General features: G+C 59.1%; 27 protein-coding genes and 3 pseudogenes. 16 read left to right on the forward strand and 14 right to left on the reverse strand.

What is annotated here, in order from left to right; all coding sequences use genetic code 11:
• The first annotated feature begins 110 nt into the window (after window positions 1-110).
• Window positions 111-266, forward strand: coding sequence for a hypothetical protein (locus LDL32_RS08695; RefSeq protein ID WP_202898839.1), 156 nt, complete (start codon window positions 111-113; stop codon window positions 264-266).
• Window positions 267-560: 294 nt separating this feature from the next.
• Here the strand turns inward: LDL32_RS08695 and LDL32_RS08700 are convergent, their stop codons facing one another.
• From LDL32_RS08700 to LDL32_RS08720, 5 genes are all read right to left on the reverse strand, one after another.
• The gene (locus tag LDL32_RS08700) at window positions 561-956 is read right to left on the reverse strand and encodes a type II toxin-antitoxin system death-on-curing family toxin (RefSeq protein WP_019092507.1); all 396 of its coding nucleotides are present in this window, start codon (window positions 954-956) and stop codon (window positions 561-563) included.
• The gene (locus LDL32_RS08705; protein WP_026019902.1) at window positions 953-1,180 is read right to left on the reverse strand and encodes an AbrB/MazE/SpoVT family DNA-binding domain-containing protein; all 228 of its coding nucleotides are present in this window, start codon (window positions 1,178-1,180) and stop codon (window positions 953-955) included. Before LDL32_RS08705 ends, LDL32_RS08700 begins: the two co-directional genes overlap by 4 nt.
• A gap of 101 nt (window positions 1,181-1,281) precedes the next feature.
• Complete coding sequence (locus LDL32_RS08710; protein ID WP_026019903.1) at window positions 1,282-1,689, reverse strand: DUF2442 domain-containing protein; 408 nt, start codon at window positions 1,687-1,689, stop codon at window positions 1,282-1,284.
• On the reverse strand, window positions 1,679-1,879 hold the full coding sequence (locus LDL32_RS08715) for a DUF4160 domain-containing protein (protein ID WP_039792506.1): 201 nt from the start codon (window positions 1,877-1,879) through the stop codon (window positions 1,679-1,681). Before LDL32_RS08715 ends, LDL32_RS08710 begins: the two co-directional genes overlap by 11 nt.
• 863 nt (window positions 1,880-2,742) lie before the next feature.
• Window positions 2,743-3,075, reverse strand: a complete 333-nt coding sequence (locus LDL32_RS08720) for a replication initiator protein A (protein ID WP_200906135.1) — start codon at window positions 3,073-3,075, stop codon at window positions 2,743-2,745.
• Between the two features lie 59 nt (window positions 3,076-3,134).
• Between LDL32_RS08720 and LDL32_RS08725 the strand changes: the two genes are divergently transcribed.
• Window positions 3,135-3,931 (forward strand): IS5 family transposase gene (locus LDL32_RS08725; RefSeq protein WP_082779839.1). Its coding sequence is split into 2 segments (ribosomal slippage): window positions 3,135-3,474 and window positions 3,474-3,931, totalling 798 coding nucleotides; the frame shifts between segments, so codons are not numbered across the junction.
• Window positions 3,932-3,993: 62 nt separating this feature from the next.
• Here the strand turns inward: LDL32_RS08725 and LDL32_RS08730 are convergent.
• Entirely contained in the window at window positions 3,994-5,337 is a 1,344-nt protein-coding gene (locus LDL32_RS08730; RefSeq protein ID WP_233063728.1) for an IS1182 family transposase, read from the reverse strand.
• 95 nt (window positions 5,338-5,432) lie between these two features.
• Here LDL32_RS08730 and LDL32_RS08735 point away from each other — a divergent pair.
• Both LDL32_RS08735 and LDL32_RS08740 read left to right on the forward strand, forming a co-directional pair.
• A protein-coding gene (locus LDL32_RS08735) for an IS5 family transposase (RefSeq protein WP_200906134.1) occupies window positions 5,433-6,228 on the forward strand; the annotation gives its coding sequence in 2 pieces (ribosomal slippage) (window positions 5,433-5,773 and window positions 5,772-6,228; 798 coding nt in all).
• Window positions 6,229-6,307: 79 nt separating this feature from the next.
• Complete coding sequence (locus LDL32_RS08740; RefSeq protein WP_233066058.1) at window positions 6,308-7,747, forward strand: DUF6880 family protein; 1,440 nt, start codon at window positions 6,308-6,310, stop codon at window positions 7,745-7,747.
• Between the two features lie 225 nt (window positions 7,748-7,972).
• Here the strand turns inward: LDL32_RS08740 and LDL32_RS08745 are convergent.
• Together LDL32_RS08745 and LDL32_RS08750 are read right to left on the reverse strand one after the other, a co-directional pair.
• Window positions 7,973-8,101 (reverse strand): annotated as a pseudogene (locus LDL32_RS08745) (resolvase); the annotation flags it as partial.
• Entirely contained in the window at window positions 8,102-8,341 is a 240-nt protein-coding gene (locus LDL32_RS08750) for a hypothetical protein (RefSeq protein ID WP_034933542.1), read from the reverse strand.
• A 424-nt stretch (window positions 8,342-8,765) separates the two neighbouring features.
• Here LDL32_RS08750 and LDL32_RS08755 point away from each other — a divergent pair, with 424 nt between their 5' ends.
• Together LDL32_RS08755 and LDL32_RS08760 are read left to right on the forward strand one after the other, a co-directional pair.
• Window positions 8,766-9,365, forward strand: a complete 600-nt coding sequence (locus tag LDL32_RS08755) for a helix-turn-helix domain-containing protein (RefSeq protein WP_233066060.1) — start codon at window positions 8,766-8,768, stop codon at window positions 9,363-9,365.
• Window positions 9,355-10,599 (forward strand): type II toxin-antitoxin system HipA family toxin, encoded by a 1,245-nt coding sequence (locus tag LDL32_RS08760; protein WP_370636672.1) that lies wholly within the window; start codon window positions 9,355-9,357, stop codon window positions 10,597-10,599. Before LDL32_RS08755 ends, LDL32_RS08760 begins: the two co-directional genes overlap by 11 nt.
• Before the next feature lie 153 nt (window positions 10,600-10,752).
• Here the strand turns inward: LDL32_RS08760 and LDL32_RS08765 are convergent.
• From LDL32_RS08765 to LDL32_RS08780, 4 genes and pseudogenes are all read right to left on the reverse strand, one after another.
• Window positions 10,753-12,102, reverse strand: a pseudogene (locus LDL32_RS08765) (OB-fold nucleic acid binding domain-containing protein); the annotation flags it as partial.
• A gap of 335 nt (window positions 12,103-12,437) precedes the next feature.
• Complete coding sequence (locus LDL32_RS08770; RefSeq protein WP_233066064.1) at window positions 12,438-15,371, reverse strand: IS110 family transposase; 2,934 nt, start codon at window positions 15,369-15,371, stop codon at window positions 12,438-12,440.
• The gene (locus LDL32_RS08775; RefSeq protein WP_255673798.1) at window positions 15,368-16,906 is read right to left on the reverse strand and encodes a DNA polymerase Y family protein; all 1,539 of its coding nucleotides are present in this window, start codon (window positions 16,904-16,906) and stop codon (window positions 15,368-15,370) included. Before LDL32_RS08775 ends, LDL32_RS08770 begins: the two co-directional genes overlap by 4 nt.
• Window positions 16,806-17,582: an ImuA family protein gene (locus tag LDL32_RS08780; RefSeq protein WP_159264396.1), complete on the reverse strand. Its 777-nt coding sequence runs from the start codon at window positions 17,580-17,582 to the stop codon at window positions 16,806-16,808. Before LDL32_RS08780 ends, LDL32_RS08775 begins: the two co-directional genes overlap by 101 nt.
• 264 nt (window positions 17,583-17,846) lie before the next feature.
• On the opposite strand from LDL32_RS08780, the gene LDL32_RS08785 reads away from it, so the two are divergent.
• Window positions 17,847-18,497 carry an SOS response-associated peptidase gene (locus LDL32_RS08785; protein ID WP_010517848.1) on the forward strand — a complete coding sequence of 217 codons (651 nt, stop codon included), beginning with the start codon at window positions 17,847-17,849 and terminating at the stop codon, window positions 18,495-18,497.
• 102 nt (window positions 18,498-18,599) lie between these two features.
• Here the strand turns inward: LDL32_RS08785 and LDL32_RS08790 are convergent, their stop codons facing one another.
• Window positions 18,600-20,444: a hemagglutinin repeat-containing protein gene (locus tag LDL32_RS08790; protein ID WP_370636673.1), complete on the reverse strand. Its 1,845-nt coding sequence runs from the start codon at window positions 20,442-20,444 to the stop codon at window positions 18,600-18,602.
• 131 nt (window positions 20,445-20,575) lie between these two features.
• Here LDL32_RS08790 and LDL32_RS08800 point away from each other — a divergent pair, with 131 nt between their 5' ends.
• From LDL32_RS08800 to LDL32_RS08810, 3 genes are all read left to right on the forward strand, one after another.
• Window positions 20,576-21,100, forward strand: coding sequence for a very short patch repair endonuclease (locus LDL32_RS08800; RefSeq protein ID WP_255673799.1), 525 nt, complete (start codon window positions 20,576-20,578; stop codon window positions 21,098-21,100).
• Between the two features lie 30 nt (window positions 21,101-21,130).
• A complete protein-coding gene (locus LDL32_RS08805; protein ID WP_233064459.1) occupies window positions 21,131-21,967 on the forward strand; it encodes an IS5 family transposase in 837 nt (278 codons plus the stop codon).
• Between the two features lie 96 nt (window positions 21,968-22,063).
• The gene (locus LDL32_RS08810; RefSeq protein ID WP_233065100.1) at window positions 22,064-22,900 is read left to right on the forward strand and encodes an IS5 family transposase; all 837 of its coding nucleotides are present in this window, start codon (window positions 22,064-22,066) and stop codon (window positions 22,898-22,900) included.
• 32 nt (window positions 22,901-22,932) lie between these two features.
• Here the strand turns inward: LDL32_RS08810 and LDL32_RS08815 are convergent.
• Window positions 22,933-23,073 (reverse strand): annotated as a pseudogene (locus LDL32_RS08815) (IS5/IS1182 family transposase); the annotation flags it as partial.
• A 55-nt stretch (window positions 23,074-23,128) separates the two neighbouring features.
• On the opposite strand from LDL32_RS08815, the gene tnpA reads away from it, so the two are divergent.
• The 6 genes from tnpA (at window position 23,129) to LDL32_RS08840 (ending at window position 26,369) form a co-directional block, all read left to right on the forward strand.
• Complete coding sequence (gene tnpA / locus LDL32_RS08820; RefSeq protein ID WP_233066068.1) at window positions 23,129-23,617, forward strand: IS66-like element accessory protein TnpA; 489 nt, start codon at window positions 23,129-23,131, stop codon at window positions 23,615-23,617.
• Window positions 23,614-23,805, forward strand: coding sequence for an IS66 family insertion sequence element accessory protein TnpB (gene tnpB / locus LDL32_RS08825; RefSeq protein ID WP_083824534.1), 192 nt, complete (start codon window positions 23,614-23,616; stop codon window positions 23,803-23,805). Before tnpA ends, tnpB (LDL32_RS08825) begins: the two co-directional genes overlap by 4 nt.
• A 21-nt stretch (window positions 23,806-23,826) precedes the next feature.
• The gene (locus LDL32_RS08830; RefSeq protein WP_051672012.1) at window positions 23,827-24,993 is read left to right on the forward strand and encodes an IS110 family transposase; all 1,167 of its coding nucleotides are present in this window, start codon (window positions 23,827-23,829) and stop codon (window positions 24,991-24,993) included.
• 326 nt (window positions 24,994-25,319) lie between these two features.
• The gene (gene tnpB / locus LDL32_RS18040) at window positions 25,320-25,508 is read left to right on the forward strand and encodes an IS66 family insertion sequence element accessory protein TnpB (RefSeq protein WP_202795790.1); all 189 of its coding nucleotides are present in this window, start codon (window positions 25,320-25,322) and stop codon (window positions 25,506-25,508) included.
• A 65-nt stretch (window positions 25,509-25,573) separates the two neighbouring features.
• Complete coding sequence (locus LDL32_RS08835; protein WP_233066016.1) at window positions 25,574-26,089, forward strand: IS66 family transposase zinc-finger binding domain-containing protein; 516 nt, start codon at window positions 25,574-25,576, stop codon at window positions 26,087-26,089.
• 22 nt (window positions 26,090-26,111) lie between these two features.
• Window positions 26,112-26,369 carry a hypothetical protein gene (locus LDL32_RS08840; protein WP_233066070.1) on the forward strand — a complete coding sequence of 86 codons (258 nt, stop codon included), beginning with the start codon at window positions 26,112-26,114 and terminating at the stop codon, window positions 26,367-26,369.
• Window positions 26,370-26,389: the final 20 nt, after the last annotated feature.

Below are 26,389 nucleotides of genomic sequence, written 5' to 3' on the forward strand. Positions count from 1 at the left end.
TCTGGCGACAGCGTGGCTGCGATACTAAGCGGAAGCGGCATAGCCCGCCGAAGGCATCTGGCGGGAAGGTACGTAAATCGCCCCTCATTCTATTTTCTGGAGTTCTTATCGTGGAAAAAGAAGCAAAATCCCTGTCTGGTAAACCATCAAATCCACATAGCGACACAATGGATGAACTTCTTGCCGTCTCGGATTATTCCAAGCCTCAACCTTTAGACGAACGAGAGTGGATTGACGCTCCTGCTATAGGGCGGGAACTGGTTTAAGTATTTCTTTCTGAGAAAATGATCTACCAACGAACAAACCCCGCCAGAAAGACGGGGTTTGTCTCGACCCTTTAGCACTCTCTCAGAAAGGTAAAGGACATCCTGCTTAGGATCTCTTTCATCACAGTGCAAAGCTAAAAAAGGCCAGACGCTTCAGGTTTGCGCTGTGATCGGGACCAAGGAAAAACCAGCATTTCCGTATAGGTTTTCATGATGAACCGATACCCGTTGTAGCCGTTCATCCAACGTCGATTCCTGCGAGTAACCTCGTTATTATTGTGTTTCTGGTCGCAGTTATACCCTGTCGGATACGACATTGGCGGCCAGGAACGCCGCATAGCCCAGTTCGTCCATCTGACCTGCTGCCAGTGCAAGGACGGCATTCGCCGCATCTTCCTGAGTTGCAGTAAAACGATAGCCGTTCAGTTCCAGAAACAGCACACCGAGCACAAAGCCCGTACGCTTGTTTCCATCGATGAAGGGATGGTTTTTTACGATACCCGCCGTATAGACGGCCGCAAGAAATACTGGATCCAGCGGATCCGCATAGGCCGCATGCTGCTGTGGCCGGGCAAGAGCAGATTTCAGAAGACCTGCGTCACGCACTCCGGAAGCGCCGCCATGCGCCGCTAACAGCCGGTCATGCAGGATCAGGGCATCCCGTTCGTCTATCCAGACGAAGTCTGTCATTGGGCCAGAACATGCAGCGTATCACGGTAACGCCGCATAATATCCTCAGCCTTCGCCATTTTTGTTTCGAAGTCGGGATCATAGGGCACGAGCCGATATCCGCCGTCTGGTGCTTCGGTCAGATACAGGGGCGCGCCGTCCTGGGTGTTCAGCCGTGAGATCACTTCCTTGGGCAGTACTACCCCGAGTGAGTTTCCGAATTTTCGCACTTTCAGTTCGACCATGACAGCCCCCCTTTATGTTATTATTATTGTAATAACTTTTTGCGGTTTCAGCAACCACCATGCTCACCGGCCTGTCTGCTCATAGTGGTAAGCAGTCTTTCTTACGCGACGTTCCTTGGCCGACCGCCTTTAGCACCATTCCGGCGTGCTGCCGCTGCCTTTTCCTGGCTGGCGGACGATCCGCCCACGCGTCCCATCTGTGCTGCCATCCAGCTTCGGGAACCGTAGATACCGTGGATCAGACCTTCGACCAGAACATCGGCGTCGAGACGGGGCCAGTGAAGGCCATTACCCAGCGGAGTGATCTCGATATCGGCCAGATCATTCAGGGAAGCGTCCTGCAAATCTTGTATCAGACTCACAGGCACGCTCATCTCAACACCGTTGGAGAGCGTGACGTGAAGAGCGCGGCGAGCACGGATAAACCGTGCGGAGACCGCATGAGGAATTGTCGCTCTATGAAGCGCGTCTGCTTCACGAGCGGCCTGATAGTTCATGTCATTCGCCATGTATCTTCTCCCATGCTTCAGCCAACATCTCAGCGTGGTCCTGCACGATGACAAGGGCTTCCTGTATGACCTTATCTTTCATGCCACCTGCTCGTATCAGTCGGGCTTTCCTGCCAATTTCAATCACCGCTTCTCCATCCGCGCTTATGACGTGAACGTGCATTGGTACATGATCTGCCGTATAAATCACGACACGAAATCCATTGATGCGTAGAAGCGTCGGCGTAATGCACCATATCCCTAACGCTTGGGTTTTTCAATCAGAACCATCCCGCTGAAAGTCAGGAGGAGGATATCTGGACGGACGAACAGGAAATGGCCAGCCTATCAATCCCCGGCAAGGCCCGCAGAGCGCCCTGGGAGGCCGCACAAAGCGCAATTCCCGTTACTGCCCACCAAACCAGCCACCACACACGGGAACGCCTGTACGGTCATCCTGTGGCGTCTGACGGGTATGCTGCAACACGTGAGCTGCTGAATGATCGCCTGAATACCGGTGCGTCTTGAGCAGATTACGGTCTTGCCCGGTTCTTCTGGTGTTGCAGGCGTTGGGCGAGCGCGGAGCGGGAGCCCCGTAGGGCGCCGAAGGCGCCGACGCGGGAGAGGAGGGTGCTGGTGGAGAGACGATGCGGGAATGCATCGTCAGATTATGATTTTGCGCCGTAGGCATGTCCGTTTAGCGCAGCCCTGGAAGGGCGAGCAGGGGGATGCCGGGTGGGAGATCGCGCGAAGCGCGATCGGGGCGGCCGTAGGCCGCGAGCCGGCGGGGGCGTAGCCCCCAAGAGGCGGTGCCTTTTTTGTTAAGAATTTTGTTAAAATATATAGTTAAGAGAGTTAAGCACTAAAAAACCTATGAAAAAACGATTGATAACAGTCTGTTACGGTTATGGGTGGTGGGTGAAACCACGTGTTTGGGTGGGTGAAACCACGACAGTTGACCATACTTATCCACAGGAAAACGCAGCATTCCCTATAGCTTGAGTGGTTTCGAGTCGTAGTAACTCTCATTTTGACTACAGAGAGAACTCATTGGGTGGGTGAAACCACGATAGTTTAACGAGGCCGCCCTCGTGACAAACGATCCATCAACCCATCCACCTCTTCAGCACGCCGACGATCTGCTTCTACGCGCTCTCTTTCTTTTTCGAGCTTCCTATGCAGCTCAGTCGCTGCCTCAATACCTCGCAACTGAAACATCACTGCCGGTGTACCTTCAACAGTCTGAGTCAACGACATAGTGTAATCAGGAAGTTGGTCTGCTTCGATGATCTTCCGCAGCATACGATTAAATTCTTTAGGCTGCGCATCGCTACCTGTTTTTTCATGCAGCACCTCGACACGGCATATCCACCCACCTCTCTGCTGACCAGCATGTTTACGTGCGATCCGATAGAGGGCCCGCTCTAGGGCCTGTTAGATCTTGAATTTCTTCCCATATTGTAGGGATGGAAGAAGGAGACAGAACAGGCACCTTTACGGACGAGACATGGGCGATCTGGGAACCTCTGATTGAGGAGGTTCGCCCGAGGGGCAAGACGCCGCCACATGATCTGCGGCGGACGATAGCAGCGATTTTCTGGCGTCATGAGAATGGCGCGAAATGGCGGAGTATCCCCGCTGAACTGGGTCCGTGGTGGCGGGCTGCGCAGCTTTTCATCCGCTGGGCGAAGCTCGGCGTATGGGAGCGGCTGCTCGCACTGGTTCAGGAACAACAGGGAGTGGCATTCGGAATGACTTTTCTGGATGGCACAAACATCAGGGCTCACCACAAAGCGGCGGGAGCCCAAAAAAAGGGGCCTCTTTCGAAGAGCGAGACCATCGTGAAGCACTTGGCCGCTCTCGCGGCGGCTATGGCACAAAAGTCTGCGTGATCGCTGATGGACATGGAAAAGCCTTCGGTTTTGCGCTGGCCCCTGGACAGGCTCATGAACTGCCTCTGGCACCAGCCATGCTCGACAGCCTTCCCGCCACTCCCCTGTGGGTAGTAGCGGACAAGGGCTACGCGTCGAACGCCATGCGTGAACGGATATGGGACATGGGAGCACGGCCAGCCATTCCCGCGAAACGACGCGATGGCCCGGTCGCCTGCCCCAAATGGGCCTATCGGTGTCGGCATCTCGTTGAGAACCTCTGGGCTCGCCTCAAGGAGTGGCGCGCTGTCGCAACCAGATATGAAAAAACAGCAACGTCGTTCCTCGCGGTCATCCACATCGCTGCCGCAGCAGACTGGATCAAGCCCTAACAGGCCCTAGCAGCCTGTCGGGTTGGGCATTTTGCGGCTGATAACGCCGAGGCTGACCCGGCTTATGCTGCCTGAAGCCGTGCCATTCTTTTGCAGTTGTATGCGAGAGCGACGAGGGTCCATTCAGTCGTGACTTTTGCAAGGCCACGCAGACTGAATCTTCTGAAGCCCATGATGCTTTTGATAATTCCAAAGACCGGTTCAACGGTCTGTTTTCGTAGTCTGTAAATATTTCCGGCTTTTGTGGTTTCCAGTTTTTTCTTCATGGCAAGCCGCCAGGGTTCGGTGATCCGGCGCGGTTCCCTGTCTTCAGGAGGTGGCCGGAAGTCATAAGGCCTGCGGGCGCAGGGCCGTCCGATGGCGACCAGCGGATCGATGCCTTTTTTCCGCAGGTCCCGGACCGCCTGCCCGCTGGCGTAACCGGTGTCGGCGAGCACTGTCTTTGGGAGACCGATCGTGTGTTCCATCGACAGCACGGTGCTGGCAAAGGATGGCGCGTCCGCTGACGTGGCGACAACGTCGGTTGTCACGATCAGCTGACTGCCTTCGGCGCAGACCACGGCCTGGGCATTGTAAGCCTGCCGGAACTCGTGGGCGTCCGAACGCCGCATGAGGCGGCTGTCGGGATCGGTCAGACTGATCTGCCGGTCGGGTGGCGGTTCATCATCCGGCGGTTTCGGCGCCCTGCCACGACGCCCTGTTTTCGCATCATAAGCGGCTTTCTTCTTCTCGTATGCCGGTCGCGCCGCCTCGGCCTGCGCTTTCGCATCTGCTTCCAGCCGGGCGCAGGCTTCGTCCAGCTTCGCTTTCAGTGTTTCCCGTCGGGCAAGCTCTTCTGGCAGGGCCTGCGGATCTCTGTCTGTGGCATCTGCGTGCTCCGCCTGGTCCATCAGTTTCGCGATATCCACCGCCAGCTGTTCGCGCAGTGCCCTGATCCGGTCGTAGCGCAGGGAACGGTATTTCGAAGCGTCGGCATCAATTTTCGTGCCGTCAATCGATACGACACCCAGACGCAGCAGACCCGTCTCGCGCGCCAGAAGCAGGACCTGCGCAAATGCAGCTTCAATGGCTGTCCGGTTCGTCCGGCGGAAGGTCGCAATCGTATCATGATCCGGATGCAGGTTCGCCGCCACGAAGCGTACCCCGATGTCGCGATATGTCGCCCGCTCGATCCGGCGTGAGGAAAACAACCCGTTCGCATAGCTGAAGATCAGAAGGGCCAGCATCAGGCGCGGATGATACTGCGCCTTGCCTCCCGTGCGCACTGGCACGCAGAACGCACTCATCGGAACCCGCTCAACAGCTGCGACAATGAAATGCGCCATATCGTCAGCCGGAAGCCACGACGTCAGATCAGGCGGCAGAAGATACGGCTGGGATCGGTCAAACGGGATGAAGCGGCTCATCGCGACACTCTACAGCCTTACCCCTTCACAGGGTACCCCAACCCGACAGGCTGCTAGGGCCTGTTAGATCTTGAATTTCTTCCCATATTGTAGGGATGGAAGAAGGAGACAGAACAGGCGCCTTTACGGACGAGACATGGGCGATCTGGGAACCTCTGGTTGAGGCGGTTCGCCCAAGGGGCAAGACGCCACCCCATGATCTGCGGCGTACGATAGCAGCAATTTTCTGGCGCCATGAGAATGGCGCGAAATGGCGGAGCATCCCCGCTGAACTGGGTCCATGGTGGCGGGCGGCGCAGCTTTTCATCCGCTGGTCGAAACTCGGCGTATGGGAACGCTTGCTCGAACTGGTTCAGGAACAACAGGGAGTGGCGTTCGGAATGACTTTTCTGGATGGTACGAACATCAGGGCTCACCACAAGGCGGCGGGAGCCCAAAAAAGGGGCCTCTTTCGAAGAACGGGACCATCGTGAAGCACTTGGCCGCTCTCGCGGCGGCTATGGCACGAAAGTCTGCGTGATCGCTGACGGACATGGAAAAGCCTTCGGTTTTGCGCTGGCCCCCGGACAGGCTCATGAACTGCCCCAGGCACCAGCCATGCTCGACAACCTCCCCTCCATTCCCCTGTGGGTAGTGGCGGACAAGGGCTACGCGTCTAACGCCTTTCGTGAACGGATATGGGACATGGGAGCCCGGCCCGCCATTCCTGCGAAACGACGCGATGGGTCGGTCGCCTGCCCAGAATGGGCCTATCGGTGTCGACATTTTGTCGAGAACCTCTGGGCTCGCCTCAAGGAGTGGGGTGCTGTCGCAACCAGATACGAAAAAACAGCAACGTCGTTCCTCGCGGTCATCCACATCGCTGCCGCAGCAGACTGGATCAAGCCCTAACAGGCCCTAGCTTTTTTCCTCTTTTTCCTGACAACGGCTTTTGATTGCGTCCCCTGTGTCGCTGTCATAATCTGCATTCATGGTCCGCACTCCTTCTACAAAACCTGCCACCCGCAAATCCGCCGCATCCGCGAAAGTTGGCACGACCGTCACGAAAGACAATCTGAAAGCCCTTGGTGCGGATCGGCTTGCAGACCTTCTGGTCGAACTGTCGGAACAGGATGCCGTGCTCACCCGGAAGCTGCGCATGGCGCTGACAGCCACTCATGCGAAAGACAAACTCGGCAAGGAGATCGAAAAGAGGCTGCGAACGATCCAGCGTTCCCGTGGATTCCTGCCCTGGGACCGGATCAAACCCCTTACGACCGAGCTCGATGCCTTACGGCAATCCATTCTCAACGATGTTGCAACGACGGATGTCGGGCAGGCCATTTCCGCCATGCGTCTTCTCGTGGAACTTGCTCCTTCCGTCTATGAGCGCTCTGATGACAGTTCCGGTTACCTGTCAGATGTGTTTCGCGAAGCGGCCTCCGATCTTGGCTCCCTCTGGGGACGACAGGCTGGTCGGGATCCGGCTGTCACTGTCAGGGATATGCTCACACTTCTCGATAACGACGGGTATGGCACCTGTGACCATCTGCTTGTCTCGTGCGGTGAAGCACTGGGGAAGCCGGGCGCGGCCATACTCAGAAGCACGCTGCTTGCACGACTGCACGACCTTCCCGCCTCAAATGAGAAGGGAGACTATCGTACCGACTTTGCGCGCATGCAGACCCTCGGTCATCTGAAGGATCTGGCCGATGCAATAGGTGACGTCGATGCCTATATCGAAGCAGTCAACCTGAGTGAACGTCAGTCCTCTTCTATCGGCGATGTTGCACGTCGCCTGCTGGACAAGGAGCGTGCCCGTGAGGCGCTCGAATGGCTCGACCGGGAGACTGAGGAGACGCCCCGGTTCCGCTGGGAAAATGACGATCTTCGGATCGAAGCGTGCGAAACCGTGGGCGATCGCGACACAGCCCAGTCCCTGCGATGGAAAATCTTTCAGGAACGCCTTAGCCTGCCGCACTGGCAAGCATATCAACGCCATCTCAGCGATTACGACGCGATTGATGCTGAAGAACAGGCACTCAATCACATCCGTAATTTCCCGGTCAGGGGCGTAGCCCTTTCCACTCTTCTTAAATGGCCAGCGCTCGACGCTGCTGCCCGTCTCGTGCGGGAGCATACGGCAGAACTGGACGGGCGTGATTACGGAACACTACGTCCGGCTGCGGATCGTCTGTCTGAATCGTATCCCAATGAGGCGACCCTTCTTTACCGCCTGCTGGTCGAGGCCGTGCTGAATAAGGCGCTTTCCCGCTATTATTCCTATGCGGCGAAGGATCTCGCCTCCTGTCGGCTGCTTGCACAAATGCTGACAGCGACAAACGGCATGGAAACCCATGAAGCCTTTATGACCCGCTTGAAAGCGCAGCATAAGCGCAAGCTGGGTTTCTGGTCGCTGATCGGTGAATAATTAAAGACAGCGATAGGGGCAGCAGAATGTCTGTCAGGTTGTGAAACGTCATTGGCGTAATCAAGGAGTTCGTCGACCTGCTTCATGATGTTCACGATCAGCCGGTTTGATGTGATCAGCATTACGGAACGCATGATGGTTTCCTTCACTGACATTCAACTCCTCAGCATCCTCTCAGGACCACAGGGAGCCGTCCACGCCATCAGTTCTCAGTGAAAATCAACACCGATAGGTCTGCACGACGGGCCAGCCTTCACGGACGGCCATTTCATCGCGCAGGCGCAACTGGTCCTCGATGGAGGCCGCACTCTGGTTGTCGGACGAATGGTGGGCATAAAGAGCTACGCGGGTCATTCACTCTCCCCTTTCCGGCCTGTCCTTCCCGTCCGGGCGATGGCCGGGAAGAGGGCAATTGTCGTTGGCCGCCCGCCCCAATTTCCGACGGGCGAACTCTTCGCGGGCGATCTGGCGGCCCATTGCGCTCGCCAGGGCAAACATCAGTTCATCGCACCGCGCTTTCGCGGCAGGATCGACCGGCCCGTTATCGTTGGCCGGGACGATACCGCCGAGTTTGCGTTTCGTATCTTTTACCATGCCGCCACTTCCCATTTCCGCAAAAAAACAGGGTATGAGGCATCGAAACACTCACGGTCGGAACATCACAAATCCCGTGTTCGGGCGTTTACGTATGTCATAGCGGTAATCGGCGGGACTGGCGTAAGTCTCAAACGCCCCCGCTTCGCGTTCAATTCGGAGAAATTGCGGATCTTCACCGCACGATCGGGGAATCGAGCGACGATTTCCAGTTCGCCCCCAAATGCCGGCATGACATCAATCGGGTATAGCTTATAAGCCCACAAAACTGTCCGAACGGACGGGGCCACCTCAAAATATACATAAAATTATTATTTGATATCGAAATATATATATATATATATATCAATCTTGAAAGGTACCCAAAATTCTGATATATAAAACTGCATCATATATGTGAATTGATGCAGAAAAGAACATTGATATGAGCTGCGACATAACAGGCATAGCAGAGCGATTGCAAGCGGCGCGCAAAACCAAGGGGTTAAGCCAACGCGAGTTGAGCGAGTTGGCTGGGGTGCCTCAAGCGCAGATTTCCCGGATCGAAGCAGGAGCTGTCGACCTACGCCTCTCAAGCTTGGCCGCGCTCGCTCATGCCCTTGATCTGGAGCTTGCTCTTGTTCCACGCAAGGCTGTGGCCGTCGTGCGTTCCCTAAGCCGCGATGCGATCAGCTCCAACCGCAAAGACGTCGTTGCAATCCAAAAGGAGATGCAGCGAATCAGTGAGACAATGCGCGGCATCCAAATGAGCATGCCAGACCTCGAAGGACTTCAGCGACTTCAGAAGTCTATCTCCGACTTGCACCGGTTCCGAGTATCGATGCTCGACCTCGAGGAAATGAAAAAACTGCGTCACATAATTGAGCAGATCGGTCGTCCAGGAAAAGAGATGGTCTCACTCAATGAAAGCCTCAAAATAATGCGAACGATCCGCAACAAGGCTTCACATGATCCGCTACCCGATAGCGGAGATACCCTATCACGTCCGGCCTACTCTCTTGATGAGGAGGACGATGATGCCTGATGTTTCCTTCCTGACCGTCAAACTCCATGGCAAACCGATCGGGACACTCACGCATCTTGGCGATGAACGATCAATCTTTACGTTCAATGACGCCTATATTGGTAACGCAGATAGAGAAACGCTCGGTTTGTCCTTCAAAGACCAGTATGGAGAGTTGCGGAACGACTTCAGGCCGATCAAGGTGAAGCTCATGCCGTTCTTCTCGAACCTGCTTCCTGAAGGTCGTCTCCGCAGCTATCTGGCAGAAAAGGCGGGCGTCAATGAGACGCGTGAGTTCTTCCTGATCCAAGCCCTCGGCCGCGACCTGCCCGGGGCTGTGACGGTCGAGGTCGCTGAAGATGAAGCACGGCCTTTGTTTGATGATCTCGATGATCAAGTCGAGGTTAAGGGCTCAAACACCCATGAAAACGCGCTCCGGTTTTCGCTTGCTGGGGTTCAGTTGAAATTTTCAGCCGTCATCGACGCTGCCGGTGGCCTGACCATTCCAGCAAGTGGGATCGGGGGCGGTTGGATCGTCAAGCTTCCCTCAAGAGAGTATCATGGCGTCCCTGAAAACGAATTCTCGATGATGACGCTTGCTCGCATGGCTGGCATCAATGTCCCACCTATCGGCTTGGTAGATATTAGCGGTATCAAAAACTTGCCGGACGGCATCGACCAGCTTGGAGACAAGGCTTTTATCATCGAGCGCTTTGATCGTCGCGAAGATGGCACATCCATCCATATCGAGGACTTTGCTCAGGTCTATGGGGTCTATTCCGAAGATAAGTACAAAAAAGCAAGCAACCGCAGCATCGCGTCGGTGATCGCGGCTGAGTCCGATCATAACGATGTTGCCGAGTTCATCCGTCGCCTGACTTTCAATACCCTCATCGGCAACGGGGATATGCATCTGAAAAATTGGTCACTCATCTACCCCGACCAGCGGACCGCCAAGCTCTCTCCTGCCTATGACTTCGTATCGACGATTCCCTACATTCCGGGCGATCAGTCGGCCTTGAATTTCAGTCGTACGCGACGGTTTGATCAATTCACGAAAGAGGAACTTCTTCACCTCGCCGGCAAGGCCGCGCTGCCGAGAAAGCTGGTCCTCGACACGGCACGTGAAACTGTCGGTCTCTTCATGGATCGATGGTCATCCGAGAAGGCGCATCTTCCGATGTCCCGTCATATAGTCAAGGTCATCGATAACCATCTAAAGACTCTGCCTATCATAGGCGAGGCGACCAGCTAAGAAACGAAGCAGAATGAATATTGCCGCTGGATCCGGAGATAAGACTTTCAAGCAATGATGTCCGCTTTGCGAAACACAGTCCAGCACTCCGCATGACCAATGTGTAGGCGTAAGCGAACATCGCGAAGATGAATTATCCTCCTGACACAACATTCAATGAAAATTCCGGGCCTTCACAAGGATATTTTCGACAGACCTATCCTGATCAAGGTTGGAGAGAGCCTGCAGCGACCGATTCCCCACATCGGCCAGCAGGTGGGAGAGATCCACAATCTCACGCGCCACCAGATGCACCACCTCCCCTTCCTTCTGCAACCGTCCGACAACCCCCAGCATCTGGCCTGAGAGGACCACACGATGAAAGCGCTCGAACATATCGGGCCAGATAATCACGTTGATCGCCGCCGTCTCATCCTCCAGCGTCATGAACACCACGCCCTCGGCCGAACCGGGCCGCTGACGGACCAGCACCAATCCTGCCACCGACAGGCTGCTCCTGTCCCGGGCCTCCAGGGCCTGCCGGCACGTCACCATCCCGCGTTCGCTAAGATCATCGCGCAGGAAAGCCACGGGATGATCCCGCAGGGTCAGGCCAGTGCGGTTGTAGTCGCGCGCGACCTCAGCCCCGTCCCGCATGGGCTGGAGCAGCACCTCAGGTTCTTCCGCCTCACGCATGACGGCGGCCGCGGCAAACAGCGGCAGAGGTTCGTCACGTAGTGCTTTGATCGCCCACAGCGCCTCGCGCCGGGCCAGACCCAGCCCCGGCCGGAAAGCGTCCGCCTCGGCCAGATGGGTCAGGGCCACCCCCTTCACCCCTGCCCTACGCCACAAATCGTCGACCGAGGCAAAGGGGCGGTTGCCCCGCACCGCCACGATGCGGGCGGCATCCTCATTGGCCAGCCCTTTCACCAGGTTCATACCCAGACGGACGGCAAACAGCCCGTCATCCCGCTCCGGGCCTTCAAGCGTGCTGTCCCAGCGCGAGGCGTTGATGCAGATCGGTCGGATCTCGACCCCGTGCTCGCGCGCATCGCGCACAAGCTGGGCCGGGGCGTAGAATCCCATGGGCTGGCTGTTCAGGAGGGCTGCCAGAAACACATCCGGATTGGCGCATTTCATCCAGGATGACGAATAGGCAAGGATGGCAAATGAGGCGGCATGGCTTTCGGGAAAGCCGTAACTGCCAAACCCCTCCAGTTGCTGGAAAATGCGCTCGGCAAAGGTCTCGGGATAACCGCGCGCCGTCATGCCCTCGATCAGGCGCGTGCGGAAGCGCGAGACCGTGCCGGTGTTCTTGAAGGTGGCTATGGCGCGGCGCAGCTGGTCGGCCTCGGAGGCCGAAAACCCGGCGCAGACCATGGCCACCTGCATCACCTGTTCCTGGAATAGCGGAATGCCCAGCGTCTTCCTGAGCACCTTTTCGAGTTCCGGCGTCGGGTAGACTTCCTTTTCCTGCCCGGCCCGCCGGCGCAGATAGGGATGCACCATGTCGCCCTTATGTGGACGGCCTTTACGATGCAAGAGGTCACATTGATTGCATTGTCGTATCTTTCTTCTGCGTATTTTCGCTCCAGCGAAATGCACTGATACTGTCATGATGTGGAGATCCGGTCAGATGCGCCCTTATGTCCGGCCTGTTTATGCGAAATCCTTCGCTGGCCATCATGGGTGTTCGCTTGCGTGTCAGGCACCAATCTGGATCTCGTGCTCAATGGCACATGGGGACATTCGGTATTGCCTGAACTGCTTCTGATTACAGTCTTTCCCATCACGCGGTCAGTGCATACTGCCGGATCTACCGGAGCTTATTCCGGTATCCATCATCCTGGTGGTACATGTCAGACTATAGCGACACTGCGACCGGCCGGACGATAGATCTCTTTGCGCGACAACAAAACCCAGATGATCCGGGCCAGCTTGTTGGCTAACGCCACGGTTGCCAGACGGCCCGGGCGACGTTCCAGAAGCTTGCAAAGCCATACTCCCGCAGCGCTATCCCATTTCTGTGCGCGGTAAAGCATGGATGTTGCGCCCAGAACGAGCATCTTTCTTATTTCCCGGTTGCCCGTTTTGGTAATTCTGCCCAATCGGGTTTTTCCGCCCGATGAATGCTGGCGCGGTACGAGACCAAGCCAGGCTGCGAAGTGCCGGGCCGTATCGAAAGCCCCAATATCGGTAACAGACGCGACAATCAGGGAGGCGGTTACCGGACCAATGCCCGGGATGGTCAAAAGACGGCGAGCATCTTCATCCTGTTTGGCATGTGTCCGGATACCTCCTTCCAGGTTTTCTATGCTTTCGTTCAGTCGACCATACTGTTCAAAGAGCAGCATGGTTGTCTGTTTCAGGGCATCAGGCAGATTGGATGAGGTTTCGATTTTCGCCAGAAGTTCGGGGAGACGGGCATTTCCAAGGGGAACAATCAAACCGAATTCCGCTGCAAGTGCACGCAACGCATTCACCAGCATCGTTTGCTGTTTGACCAGAAGGGTACGAGTTGAGTGCAGCGATAACAGGCTTTGCTGCTCCCGATTTTTAATCGGGACGAAGCGCGTGTCGGGATGGATCGCGGCAAGACAAATCGCGGCGGCATCAACAGCATCGTTTTTCTTGCCACGTTTGACAAATGGTTTGACCATTTCAGGGGGAATGAGTTTTACCTCATGACCGGTGTCACGGATGACACGAGCCCAGTGATGCGACGTGCTACAGGCTTCGAGTACGACCAGGCAGCGCTCCAGCTTTTCAAAGAATGAGATAACTTCACTCCGCCCGAGTTTCTTCTTGAGCAGACATTTTCCGCTTGCGTCCGTGCCATGCACTTGAAAAACAGACTTGGCGATATCCAGGCCGATTATGGTAACTTTCATCCGGGCGGTCTCCTCTGAATGGTCTTCCGACCTCATCATGGCACATTGATGTCGCATGGAGGCCGTCCACCCCATCTGGATGGGGCCGGGCCGGACGATGGCCACCTCGATCACCAGATCATAGAACACCCGGGGCCTGAGCCGCGGCAGCATGGACATCTGCGCGCGGCTCTCGATCTGGAACACCCCGATCGTGTCCGCCTTCCGGATCATGGCATAGGTGCGCGGATCCTCGGCCGGGATGGTCTGCAGCGTGTAATGCTGCCCCTTGTGTTCGGCCAGAAGGTCCAGCCCCTTCTTCATGCAGGTCAGCATGCCAAGGGCCAGCACATCCACCTTCATGAATTTCAGGACGTCGATATCGTCCTTGTCCCATTCGATGATCTGGCGAGCGTCCATGGCCGCCGGTTCGATCGGCACCAGTTCGTCCAGCCGGTCATGGGTCAGGACAAACCCGCCGGGATGCTGCGACAGGTGGCGCGGCACGCCGATCAGGCACCGGGCCAGATCCAGCGTCAGCCGGATCCGCCGGTCGGACAGGTCGATCCCCGTTTCATCCAGCGCGTCCTCATCCAGCTTGCGCCCCCAGCCCCAGATCTGCCCGGACAGGGTGCGGATCAGGTCTTCGGGCAGGCCCATGACCTTGCCGACATCGCGCAGCGCCCCCTTCGCACGGTAGCGCGTGACCACGGCCGTAAGGGCGGCGTGGTTGCGGCCATAATGACCATAAATCCACTGGATCACCTGCTCCCGGCGCGCATGCTCGAAATCCACGTCGATATCGGGCGGCTCGCGGCGCTCTTCGGAGACGAACCGCTCGAAGAGCAGCGACGTCCGTGCCGGATCGATGGCGGTAATGCCCAGCACGTAGCAGACAGCGGAATTGGCCGCCGATCCTCGCCCCTGGCACAGGATGCCCTGCGAGCGGGCGTAACGGACGATGCTGTGGACGGTCAGGAAATACGGCGCGTAATCCATGCGCCCGATCAGGGCAAGTTCATGGTCGAGGGTTTTTCTGACCTCGGGCGGAATGCCTTCGGGATAGGCCGTTGCCGTCCCTTCCCAGGTCAGGGATTCCAGCGCCTGCTGCGGCGTCAGGCCGGGGATGGAGACCTCGTCGGGATACTGGTAGGCCAGGTCATCAAGGCTGAAGCGACAACGGGTCACGATCTCATGGGTCCGGTCGATCGCTTCGGGATAGCGGCTGAACAGCCGGGCCATTTCTGCAGGCGGCTTGAGGTAGCGGTCCGCATGGCGCTCACGCGCGAACCCGGCTTCGTCGATGGTGGTGTGGTTGCGGATGCAGGTCACCACATCCTGCAGGATGCGCCGGTCATGGGTGTGGAACAGCACGTCATTGGTCACGACCGCTGGCACACGCGCCTGCCGGGCGAGGTTCGCCAGTTCATACAGCCGCATCTGGTCATTGGGCCGGCGCCGCAGGGTCAGCGCCATATAGGCCCGGTCGGCAAAGGCGTCCTGCAGCTTGCGCAGATGCAGGGCGCAGGCATCATCCGCCGTGTCCGGGAGCAGGATCACAAGGAGCCCTTCGCCCCATGCCACCAGATCCTCCCAGAGCAGATGGCATTTCCCCTTCCCCGCCCGGGCCTTGCCAAGGGTGAGCAGCCGGCACAGGCAACCATAGGCGGCTCGGTCCGTCGGATAGACCAGCACGGGCGCGAAATCGGCAAGGTCCAGACGGCAGCCCACGACCAGGCGGATGCCGGTCTCTTTGGCAGCGACATGGGCCTGCACCATGCCCGCCAGGGAATTGCGGTCGCAGATGCCCAGCGCTTCAATGCCAAGGGTCTTCGCCTGCTCGAACAGTTCAATCGGTGAGGACGCGCCGCGCAGGAACGAGAAATAACTCGTCACCTGCAGTTCGACGTACTGCACGCTCATTCAAAGAGACCGTGCAGGAACCAGCCCTGCGAACCGGTCTCGCCATGTTCGCCATCCCCGGTCCGGTAAACCCAGAATGTCTCGCCGCTGGTATCTTCCACCCGGAAATAGTCCCGCACGGTGGTCAGTTCGGCATCCCCTTTCCACCATTCGCCAAACACGCGCTCAGGGCCATCGGCGCATCTGATCCGGCGGCGGATGCCGCGCCAGATGAAGAAGACCGGCGGATGGTCGGGCAACATCGCCATGGTCTGGATCGGCTCGGGACGGGGCAGCAGGCGCGTGGGGCGCGGCCAGTGATCCGGCCACTCCTTTCCGTCCTCGGGTGCGAGTGCGGGCACGCGGCAGACGGCCCGCTCTGGCACATCGCTTTCCACCGGGGCGAAGCGATACAGGGCCTGCGTGCCGACGCGGTTGGCCAGGGTATCGATCAGGTCGGAGACGTCGGCCTCTTCTTCCTCGATCAGGGCGGAGACACCCTGGCGGTGCAGGATCGGCTCGGCCAGCGACGCGGTCAGCACCATGCGCTCGATCCCGAAGCCCGGATCGATGGTCTCGATCCTGTCACAGAGCAGACGGGTCAGGCGTCTGACATCCCGCACCGGCAGGGCCGTGGCCACGCGCAGGGCCTCGGTTCGGCTGTCCACCCGGTGCAGCAGCAGGTCGAGGCGGCGCACGCCCTGCTCGCGTTCCTCCAACCCGGCGCACAGGGGCGGCACGAGTTTGGTGATGTAGCGGGCAATGGTCTCGGCTGCGCTGATCGGTTCGGCAAAGTTCCGGCTGACCTGCACCGGCGCCTGCAGCCGGACCGGGACAATGGCTTCCGCCTGCCGCCCGAAAGCCTGGTCCAGCCTGCGGGCGACATCCAGGCCGAAGCGCAGGGCCAGCGGTGCGCGCGGCATACCGGCCAGCGGGCCGATGCGTGACACGCCCAGCCCATGGAGGCCATCAATGATATCCTCTGGCAGGCGCAGGGCCTCGATGGGCAGGTCGACAATCGCTGCCGCCGTCTCACCGGGCGGCACGAGGGTGATACGTCCCCGGCCATAGCGCGCCAGCGCATGGGCGGCACCCCATGTATCGGCAATCGCGGCCCGGGCCGTCATTCCGGACTTCTTCAGGCGGGTGACCATGTTCTCCAGCATGACGGCCTCGCCCCCATGCAGGTGATCGGCACCGGTCGTATCCAGCACGATGCCGTCGGGTGGATCGGGGGCCACGATGGGAGCGATGCGGTGCTGGAACCACAGCGCTAGCCGCTCCAGCCCTGCCCGGTCACCGTCCGGGTCGGCATCCATGATGAGCAGATCGGGATGGAGCGCCTGCGCTTTCGCAACAGGCATGCCGGGACGCAGGCCCAGCCTGCGGGCGGCGAGATCGACCGATAGCACGACCCGTCGCCGCCCTTCCCGTCCGACGAGCGCCAGCGGGCGGTCAGGCGCGGGCGCGTCGGTTCCCAGCCGCTTCCTGAGCCGGTCTGTCGGCCAGAGCGGCAGGTAGAGCGAGACGACACGGTGCCAGTCTCCCTTTGGCATCACAGGCCTCCACTTCAAAATCGGCGCATTCGCCCGCGCGGGCACGGATCAGTTCCAGCAGCCAGCGGGACCGGCCGACGCCGGGCACTGGCAGCGGCACGGATGGGAGGACGGATACCCGCCACCGGGTGACCGAAGCGGTGGGCTGGCCGAAATCCGCCGCATCCGTCTGCCGCCGCCAGCGCCGTATGGCGATGCCCAGTGCGCCGGATGTCTCGGCCGCCAGCTGCAGGCGACGTGACGCGGTCATGGACAGGCGGGCCACCTCGGCGACGACTGCGCCCAGCCCCTGATGGCGCAATGCCTCCTCGAAACAGGCCAGCACATCGACGTCCGAACTGGCTGCGACATAGATGGTCCGTCGCGCCGACAGGCCGACCTGCTGCAGTGCGGGGGCATACAGGTCCTGACGGGTGGCGATCCACAGTACCTTGCCCCTTGTCCGCGCTGCGATTCCGGCGGAAAACAGGCCGGATGCCGCTGCATTCAGGGCGTCATGGCCGCCGCCTGCCACTTCATGCAGCGCGCCCAGCGCCAGTCCGCCGTCTGGCAGGCGACCGTCAATCTCGGGCACCCCGAAGGGCAGCACGCCCCGCCTGCGCCGGCCCTGGCCTTCGAGGCGGCTGACCTGTGCTCTCAGCGCCTCCAGCGCGGGACGTGGTTGAGATGCGGGCATGGGGTCGGACAGTCCATTCGGGTGTTTCTGGCATGGAATCAGTGATTGTGTTCGTTATTTGTTCTGGTACGGTGACGAATGTCAACCCATCCTGGAAAAGCGACTGTGATCCGGACGCGGGTACAGGCCTGTCGGCCGATCGTGGCTTGATGAAAACTGTCTGGATTGCAGGGGTTTATCAGGAACAGTCCAGCCGTCTTCGTCCTGAAGGGTGGGTACCGTCTGGCAGGACACCCATATCCGGACTCGCGAAAGGACGGCGTGATGTGCAACCTCTATGCGATGACCAGCAGCCAGCAGGCGATCCGGGAGGCGGCCCGGGTCATGACCGACCGCACCGGCAATCTCCGGCCCCTGCCCGAGATCTGGCCCAACACCCTGGCGCCCATCGTGCGGAACACGCCGGATGGGCGGGAACTGGTCATGGCGCGCTGGGGCATGCCCACGCCGCCGGGCTACCTGAAAGGGCACAGGGTTGATCGGGGTGTGACCAATATCCGCAATCCCATCTCGACCTGGTGGAAACGATGGGAAGGTGTGGCGCATCGCTGCCTGGTGCCGCTCACGGCTTTTTCCGAACCGGAGCGCCTGCCGGATGGGACCAGCAGGCCCGTCTGGTTTGCCCGCAGCGATGGAGAGCCGCTGGCTTTCTTTGCCGGAATCTGGTGTCAGTGGACGTCGGTACGGAAACTGGCGGATGGCGAGACGACGGATGACCTGTTCGGCTTCCTGACCACCACCGCCAATCGGGAAGTCGGCGCCATTCATCCGAAAGCCATGCCGGTCATCCTGACCCGTTTGGAAGAACTGGATCTGTGGATGAAGGGGCCTTTGGACGATGCGCTACAACTGCAACGTCCCCTGCCCGACGATGCCCTAACGGTCGCGAATGCTTCTGTGGGACGTAATTATTAAATGTCGCCTTTTGCGCCAGACGCCTGGCTGTGACCCCGAACGACCGTGCTGTCGATCATGTGCTGCCAGTCATCGATTATACCAACCGTTGATTGCTATAACCTATGAGCCCGTCGTCTTCGCCGTGGCGTCGGCATGGTTGGCGATGTCATTGGCCACCAGCGTGCCCGTGGACAGCTGGTTGAGCGCGGCCGCCGCCGTGCTTTCGATCACCCCCCCGTTCAGGGTCGTCGTGCCGCTCGCCGTGACATCAAGACCGCCACTGCCCGCATACAGCCCGGACTGCGTCGCCTCGGTCGAGGCATAGCTGTCCTTGACGGTCGTGTGACTGAAACTCGCGCTGCCCCCGATGTCACCCGCGCCCCAGACCGGCACCGAGAAGCTGGCGTCCACACCCGTGGTCTTCGAATTATAGTTCGACGTATCCTGCGCCGTGGTGATGGTCAGGTCTTTCGTCGCGACATCAATCGATTTGCCGCTGATTTCCGCCCCGTTCAGGGTCGTCGTGCCAGTCGCGTTGGCAATGGTGACGGTGTCCGTACCGCTGACCGTGCTGTCCACCGCCGTGCTGGACGCGGCATTGGTGTTGGTCTTCGAGGCGCCCAATTCGCCCTCGATGCTGACCCCGGCCCCTTTCGTGCCGATACTGGCCGAGGCCCCCACGCTCGCCTCGATCGATTTCGAGCTGGCGACCTCGTGCGTCGTGTCATACCCCGCCTGCAGCGTCACCTGCCCCGGCGCGGTCAGGGTCACGTCCTGGCCCGAAAGCTGGGACGCCGTCGCCACGATATTGCCCGACTGGCTGTCGGTCGGCACGCCGCCTGTCGCGGTCACGGCCAGCGTGTTGCCCGCCGCCGCCGTCGAACCCTGCACCGTGCCCGTCGTCAGCGTCGTGCTCGACTTCTCGAGGTCAAAGCCGATATTCGACTGCACCGCAATCAGGTCGATATTGCCCTTGGCGGTGTCGCCTTTCTCGAACAGGCTGGAAACGGACTTGACCTGTCTTGACGCCTCCAGACCGACCTGGGCGCCCATGCCCGCCGCCGCTGCACCGTCCACTCCGGCGAGACGCCCGCTATCCTTGCCACTCGCCTGGGAGGCGGACAGGGCGATATCCACCATCTGTCCCACGACCGAGTTCGGGTTTAGCCCCGTGGTATCGCCGATGAACAGCGACTTGTGCGTCTGGGTCTGGGTGGCGACATCCTCAAGCGCATTGAATGACACCGACGATCCCGTGACCGTCGCATCCTTCGCAGCCCCGAGATCGGATCCGTTGATCGTGACCGGCCCGTTCGCCGTGATGCTCAGATTGCCGCCGGTCGATGCGATCTCGCTGGGGGTCCAGCTGGTCTGGGAATAGGTGTCGGTATCGGTCGTCTTGCCAAAGCCGATCCTGGCCGAAGCCCCGCTGGTGCCAAGGAACAGCCCGGACGATTTCTGTTCATAGAAGGCGTTGGCCGTATCCTTCAGGGCGTTTTCGGTGAACGTTCCACCCGCCTGAAGCGTGACATTGCCGCCGCCTGCGACAGTGCCCGCCACGGACATGTCCCTGCCCGAGACCATGGTGACATTGTCATTGGCCGCTACCGTGCTGCCGACCTGGTCGGTGGAACTCTCGCTCGAGGTCGTGGTGGTCCTGTTCAGGAAGCCGTGCTCGACGGTGCGGGTATAGGAGGACTGGCTGTCGGTGACCGCGTTGAGGTTCACGTTGCCCGTCGCCATCAGCGTGGCCGACTTCCCGGCCGCGACCGTGGCGCCCGCCAGGGTGAGGTCGCCGCCGAGGGCGGCCGCCGTCAGGGTCCCGCCCGTGCTGACCGACGCCCCGAAATTCTCCGTCTCGGCCGCGCGGTGGCTGTAATCATGCTGCTCGATGTCCTGCGACGCGCTCGCCGCAACCGAACCCAGCGTGATCCCCTGCCCTGCCACAAGCGTGGTATCGCCCACCCGCGGCCACTTTCCCAGTGACGAGGCCGCAGCAAAATTGATTTACCTGGCGCTCAATGCCACCTCATCAGAGTGGAAGCGCTCAGTGAGCGAATGGTATGCTGTCAGATGCCAGCTCGCCATCATGTTCGATGATCGTTTCCCAATGGCCTGAAAAAGTGCCACCGCACAAAATTCTACACAGTCTCCCGGAACGAAGCGCCCAAATGGCCTTGGTAAAGGGGAAGAATACGAAACCCGAGCTTCGCGTCCGCCGCGCTTTGCACGCGGCGGGCTTTCGATATCGTCTCCATGACAAATCCCTTCCGGGACATCCGGATATTGTTTTTCGTTCTCGGAAAACGGTGATCTTCGTCCACGGATGCTTCTGGCACCGCCATTCAGATCCAAATTGCAAGCTCGCCCGGCTACCCAAATCGCGGTTAGAATTTTGGGAGCCCAAACTTGACGCAAACGCCGCTCGCGACCGACGCAACAAGGCTCTTCTGGAGGATGCAGGCTGGAAAGTTATAACAATATGGGAGTGTCAGACGACACCCTCAACAATACAATCGACGATCGTAAATACGAAGAAACAATTAGAATATATCACTTCGAATAACGACGCCTCTAAGAGCCCGATCCGAAAGTTTTTGAACAATACCAGCCTGTTGTGATTCATCCGTCTTTGCGAAGAGATGGAGTGAATGGTGACATGGACTGGTATTGCCCGGCGCGAGTATAGCCGGGAAGGCTTGCGATATCCATCGGACATGACGGACGGGGAGTGGACTTTGATCATGCCATTTGTGCCCCCTGCGAAACGGGGCGGTCGTCCGCGCACGACGGATATGCGCGAGGTGGTCAACGCGATGCTCTACATAGCCTCGGCCGGGTGCGCGTGGCGTCTGCTGCCGAAATGCTTTCCGCCGGTCTCGACCGTCAGGCGCTATTTTTACGCCTGGCGTGATGCCGGAGTATTCGAGGCCATGAATACGGTGCTGGTCATGAGCCTGCGCGAGATCGAGGGGCGTGACGCCTCTCCGAGCGCAGGCGTGATTGACAGCCAGTCGGTGAAAACCACGGAAAGTGGCGGGATTTCAGGCTATGACGCGGGGAAAAAGGTCAAGGGCCGCAAGCGCCATATCGTGACGGATACCTGCGGCTTCCTGATCTTTCTCCTCGTTCATGCCGCCGACATCCAGGACCGTGATGGGGCCGTTGATGTCCTGGCAGCGATACGCAGGCGCTTTCCCTGGCTGCGCCACATCTTTGCTGATGGCGGTTATGCTGGCGACAAATTGCGAAACGCGCTCGCCGCCATGGGAAAATGGACCCTCGAAATCATCAGGCGGTCCGATACGACGAAGGGCTTTCAGATCCTGCCGCGTCGCTGGGTGGTGGAACGGACATTCGCATGGCTGGGACGGTGCAGGCGGCTCGCCAAAGATTGGGAACAATCCATTGCTTCCTCAACCGCATGGACATTGATCGCCTCGATCCGAATGCTCACACGACGGACAGCAAGGCATTGTCAGGGTTGAAAAACTTTCGGATCGGGCTCTAAGAGCCCGATCCGAAAGTTTTTGAACAATACCAGCCTGTTGTGATTCATCCGTCTTTGCGAAGAGATGGAGTGAATGGTGACATGGACTGGTATTGCCCGACGTGAACATAGCCGGGAAGGAATGCGATATCCATCGGATACGACGGACGAGGAGTGGGCTCTGATCATGCCATTTATACCCCCGGCGAAACGGGGTGGTCGCCCCCGCACGACGGATATGCGCGAGGTGGTCAACGCGATGCTCTACATAGCCTCGGCCGGGTGTGCGTGGCGTTTGCTGCCGAAATGCTTTCCGCCGGTCTCAACCGTCAGGCGCTATTTTTACGCCTGGCGTGATGCCGGATTGTTCGAAGTCATGAATACGGTCCTGGTCATGAGCCTGCGCGAGATTGAGGGGCGTGAAGCCTCTCCAAGCGCGGGCGTGATTGATAGCCAGTCGGTAAAAACCACGGAAAGCGGCGGGCTTTCGGGCTATGACGCGGGTAAGAAGGTCAAGGGCCGCAAGCGCCATATCGTGACGGACACCTGCGGCTTCCTGATCTTTCTCCTCGTTCATGCCGCCGACATCCAGGACCGTGATGGGGCGGTTGATGTTCTGGCGGCAATACGCAGGCGCTTTCCCTGGCTGCGCCACATCTTTGCTGATGGCGGCTATGCTGGCAACAAATTGCGATCCGCGCTCGCCTCCATGGGAAAATGGACGGTCGAAATCATCAGGCGGTCCGATACGGCGAAGGGCTTTCAGATCCTGCCGCGCCGCTGGGTGGTTGAACGGACATTCGCCTGGCTGGGACGGTGCAGGCGGCTCGCCAAAGATTGGGAAAAGTCCATTGCTTCCTCAACCGCATGGACATTGATCGCCTCGATCCGCATGCTCACACGACGGACAGCAAGGCATTGTCAAGCTTGAAAAACTTTCGGATCGGGCTCTAAGAGCCTGAATCAGAAAGCGGTTTGATTGATTTTTCGCAGAACTCTGCGGATATGGGCAATCATCAACCACGCATGGGATGACGAGATTGTTGCCTCGACATCCTTCGTGAGGCGACGGCAGCGTCCGAGCCATGCAAAGCTACGCTGTAAGCTCCCGGCGACTGACGCCTTGCTGAATACTTCTGGTCTGGTTCAGCTATGAAGCATGAGCGATTTAAGAGATAGGGACGCGGTACTACCTGCGAGTGTCGCAGGTAGTACCGCAGAGAGGCTCCAAAGGAGCGGTAGAGAGACAGGCGAGCGGGACAGGCTGGCGGACGCCTCGCGGATCGAGATCGTTTCGGATCGCCGCCGCTGGCACGCCCCTGAATTTCGCGCGCGAGTGGTCATCGCGTCCTACGAGAGCCGACGCCCCATAAGGGAGGTGGCTGCACAGTATGGGATCCATCCAAGTCTGGTGTTTCGCTGGCGGCGAGAGGCTCGGGCCAAAGCGCAGGCCAAAGGCGGGACATCGTTCATACCTGTCATGGTGGCCCCGGTCCCCGAGCCGCCGCCATTGGAGCGTCGGAGAGCACAGGGAACGCTGTCCGGCCAAGCCGTCAGCCTGGTCTTTCCGGACGGTGTGCGGCTGGAGTTCGACATAGGGCTGTCCGCTGATCGTCTGCGTGAGATTGTGGGCGCACTACGATCATGATCCCGCTTCCTTCCACGCTGAGGATATGGCTGGCGGCCGGTGTAACCGATATGCGCCTGGGGATGCCCGGGCTGGCGTTGAAAGTCCAGGAAGCACTGGGTCGTGACCCTTTCGCGGGTGACGTCTATGCCTTCAGATTCCATGAGGAGTGGATAGCGAGCCGCGCCGTGTCAGAGTGTGCTTGCTGAAACTCTCTGGAGGGCAGAACCATGCTCGAGGCATCTGATCATCCCACGACCCCGGTCGCTATCCGCGTTGATCTTGGCGCGATCTTCGTTTCACTGGAACTTGGAAAATCGAGTTGGCTGGTCACATCGCTCTCACCCGGAAGCGAGAAGATGTCGCGCCACTCGGTTCAAGGTGGCGATATTGCGGGCCTGTTCGGCTGTTTCACTAGTCTTCGTGACAAGGCCCGCGCTCGGGAAGGAAGACTTTTTCCGCTTGTGGTGATTCAGGAAGCCGGATTGGATGGATTCTGGATCGATAGAGCCTTGAAGCAGGAGGACTGGATCGAGAGCCATGTCGTCGATGCGGCGTCGATCGCAGTTCCCCGCAAGCACCGGCGTGCAAAGACGGATCGTATCGACGGGGAGATGCTGGTCCGTACGCTGCTGGCGTTCAAACGCGGAGAGGCACGGGTCTGCTCAATGGTCCGCCCTCCATCACGGGAAGAGGAAGACCGCCGACGTCTCAGTCGGGAGCGTAAGGTTCTGGTGGGCGAGCGCACGCGGCATATCAACCGCGTCCAGGGCCTGCTGCTGAGCCAGGGCATTCGAGGTTACCGGCCGCTGCGACGGGATCGGCGTGCCTGTCTCGACGAGTTGCGAACGGGCGATGGTCATCCCTTGCCGAAGCATCTCAAGGCGCAGATCGGACGAGAACTGGACCGCATCGAACTTCTCATGGAACAGATTAAAATGGTTGAGAGCGAACGGGACGAATTGGCAAAAGTGAATGACAACAATCAATGTTCGCCAGTTGTCCTGTTGCAGGGTCTCAGAGGGATTGGCGCCGAGTTTGCCACCGTTCTGACGCAGGAAGGACTGTTCCGGCATTTCGACAACAGGCGGCAGGTCGCGGCTTATGCCGGTCTGGCGCCTTCGCCGTGGAAAAGCGGATCGATCGACCGTGAACAAGGCGTCTCGAAATCCGGTAATCCGCGCCTGCGCACGGCCATGATCCAGCTTGCCTGGCTGTGGCTCCGCTACCAGCCTGACACCGCGCTGGCGCAGTGGTTCCATGAACACGTGGGCGCAAGAAGTAACCGGAGCCGCAAAACGGCGATCGTTGCCCTGGCCCGCAAGCTTCTTGTTGCGCTCTGGAAATATGTCACGAGTGGTGTCGTTATCGATGGCGCGCATCCGGCGTCCCGCTGATGGAAACACCACAGACATAAACCCCATCCCCAGGACCTGATCAGTCCTGTGGATCCAGGTGAACGGACCGATCGGCCCCATGGCTTGCAATGCCGACCTTTCAGAATGGTCCCGTTCTCCTGAGCCTTTGCCCCGAATGCGGGATAGTGGTGCTGCCGCGCGCGAGCGGCGACCGGATGTGAGGTTCTACAGGTGCGGCATCGCGCCGGTAGTCGTTAAACAGGCTCAGACCATGGATCCAAAACACGGAGAAGAAAAAATGATCTCGCAGTGAAAGTGGCCATTGACGTGAAACTCCTCATGTGAGGGGCCGACGCGGCGACCTGGTGAAACTGATCTGGCACGATGGGATCGGCCTTTCCTTATATGCGAAGCGGATCGAGCGCGGGCATTTCCTGTGGCCTTCGGCAAAGGACGGAGCGATCCATCTCTCCCCGTCACAATTGACTTGTCTGCTGGAGGGTGTGGACTGGCGCAATCCGCAGAAAACATGGAGACCTGAACTGGCGGGATAATAAAAACTGCGCCAGGTCAGCATATACTGGTACCCTTTTGAGCGCCCATGTGATCAACTGCCTTCATGACGGGAGATACGGACGACATCATCGCCTTGCGCGCAGCACTTGCCGCTGCCGAGGCGCGTGCCCAGGTCGCCGAACTCCGGGCCACTGATGCAGAATCGCGCGCGGCCAGCGCCGAAGCGCAGATTGCCCATCTCAAACATCTTATCGCGCGGATGCGCCAGGACCGTTTCGGCGCCTCGTCGGAGCGGGGGCGCCGCCTGCTGGCCCAGCTCGAACTCGAACTGGAAGAGCTGGAGACGACACTCGCCGAGGACGCGCCCGAAAATGCGGCGGATCCCGCCGTCCGCGCGACAGCACCCAGGAGCAACCGGGGGCGCCAGCCCCTGCGTGCCGATCTGCCGCGCGAGCGGGTCGTCATCCCCGCACCGACACAGTGTCCGTGCTGTGGCAGCGATCGTCTGAGCAAACTGGGGGAGAGCGTCACCGAGACGCTGGAGGTGATCCCGCGCCAGTTCAAGATGGGGTGGACGGCCCCCATGCGGCATCAATGTGCCATGCTGGGGTCGGAATGACCATTCAGAGGAGACCGCCCGGATGAAAATTACCATGATCGGCCTGGATATCGCCAAGTCCGTTTTTCAGGCGCACGGCACAGATGCAAACGGAAAATGTCTTCTCAAGCGAAAGCTCGGGCGCAGCGAGGTTGCCTCATTCTTCGGGAAACTCGAGCGGTGTCAGGTCGTGCTCGAAGCTTGCGGCACATCGCATCATTGGGCGCGCGTCATCCGCGATGCGGGTCATGACGTGAAACTTATACCAAGGGCTATTGTCTCTGACTCATCTGTGAAGTGACGCGAAGGGCCTGTTCTGAT

This window comes from Komagataeibacter sp. FNDCF1 (genome assembly GCF_021295335.1).
In the GTDB taxonomy this organism is placed as follows: Bacteria; Pseudomonadota; Alphaproteobacteria; order Acetobacterales; family Acetobacteraceae; genus Komagataeibacter.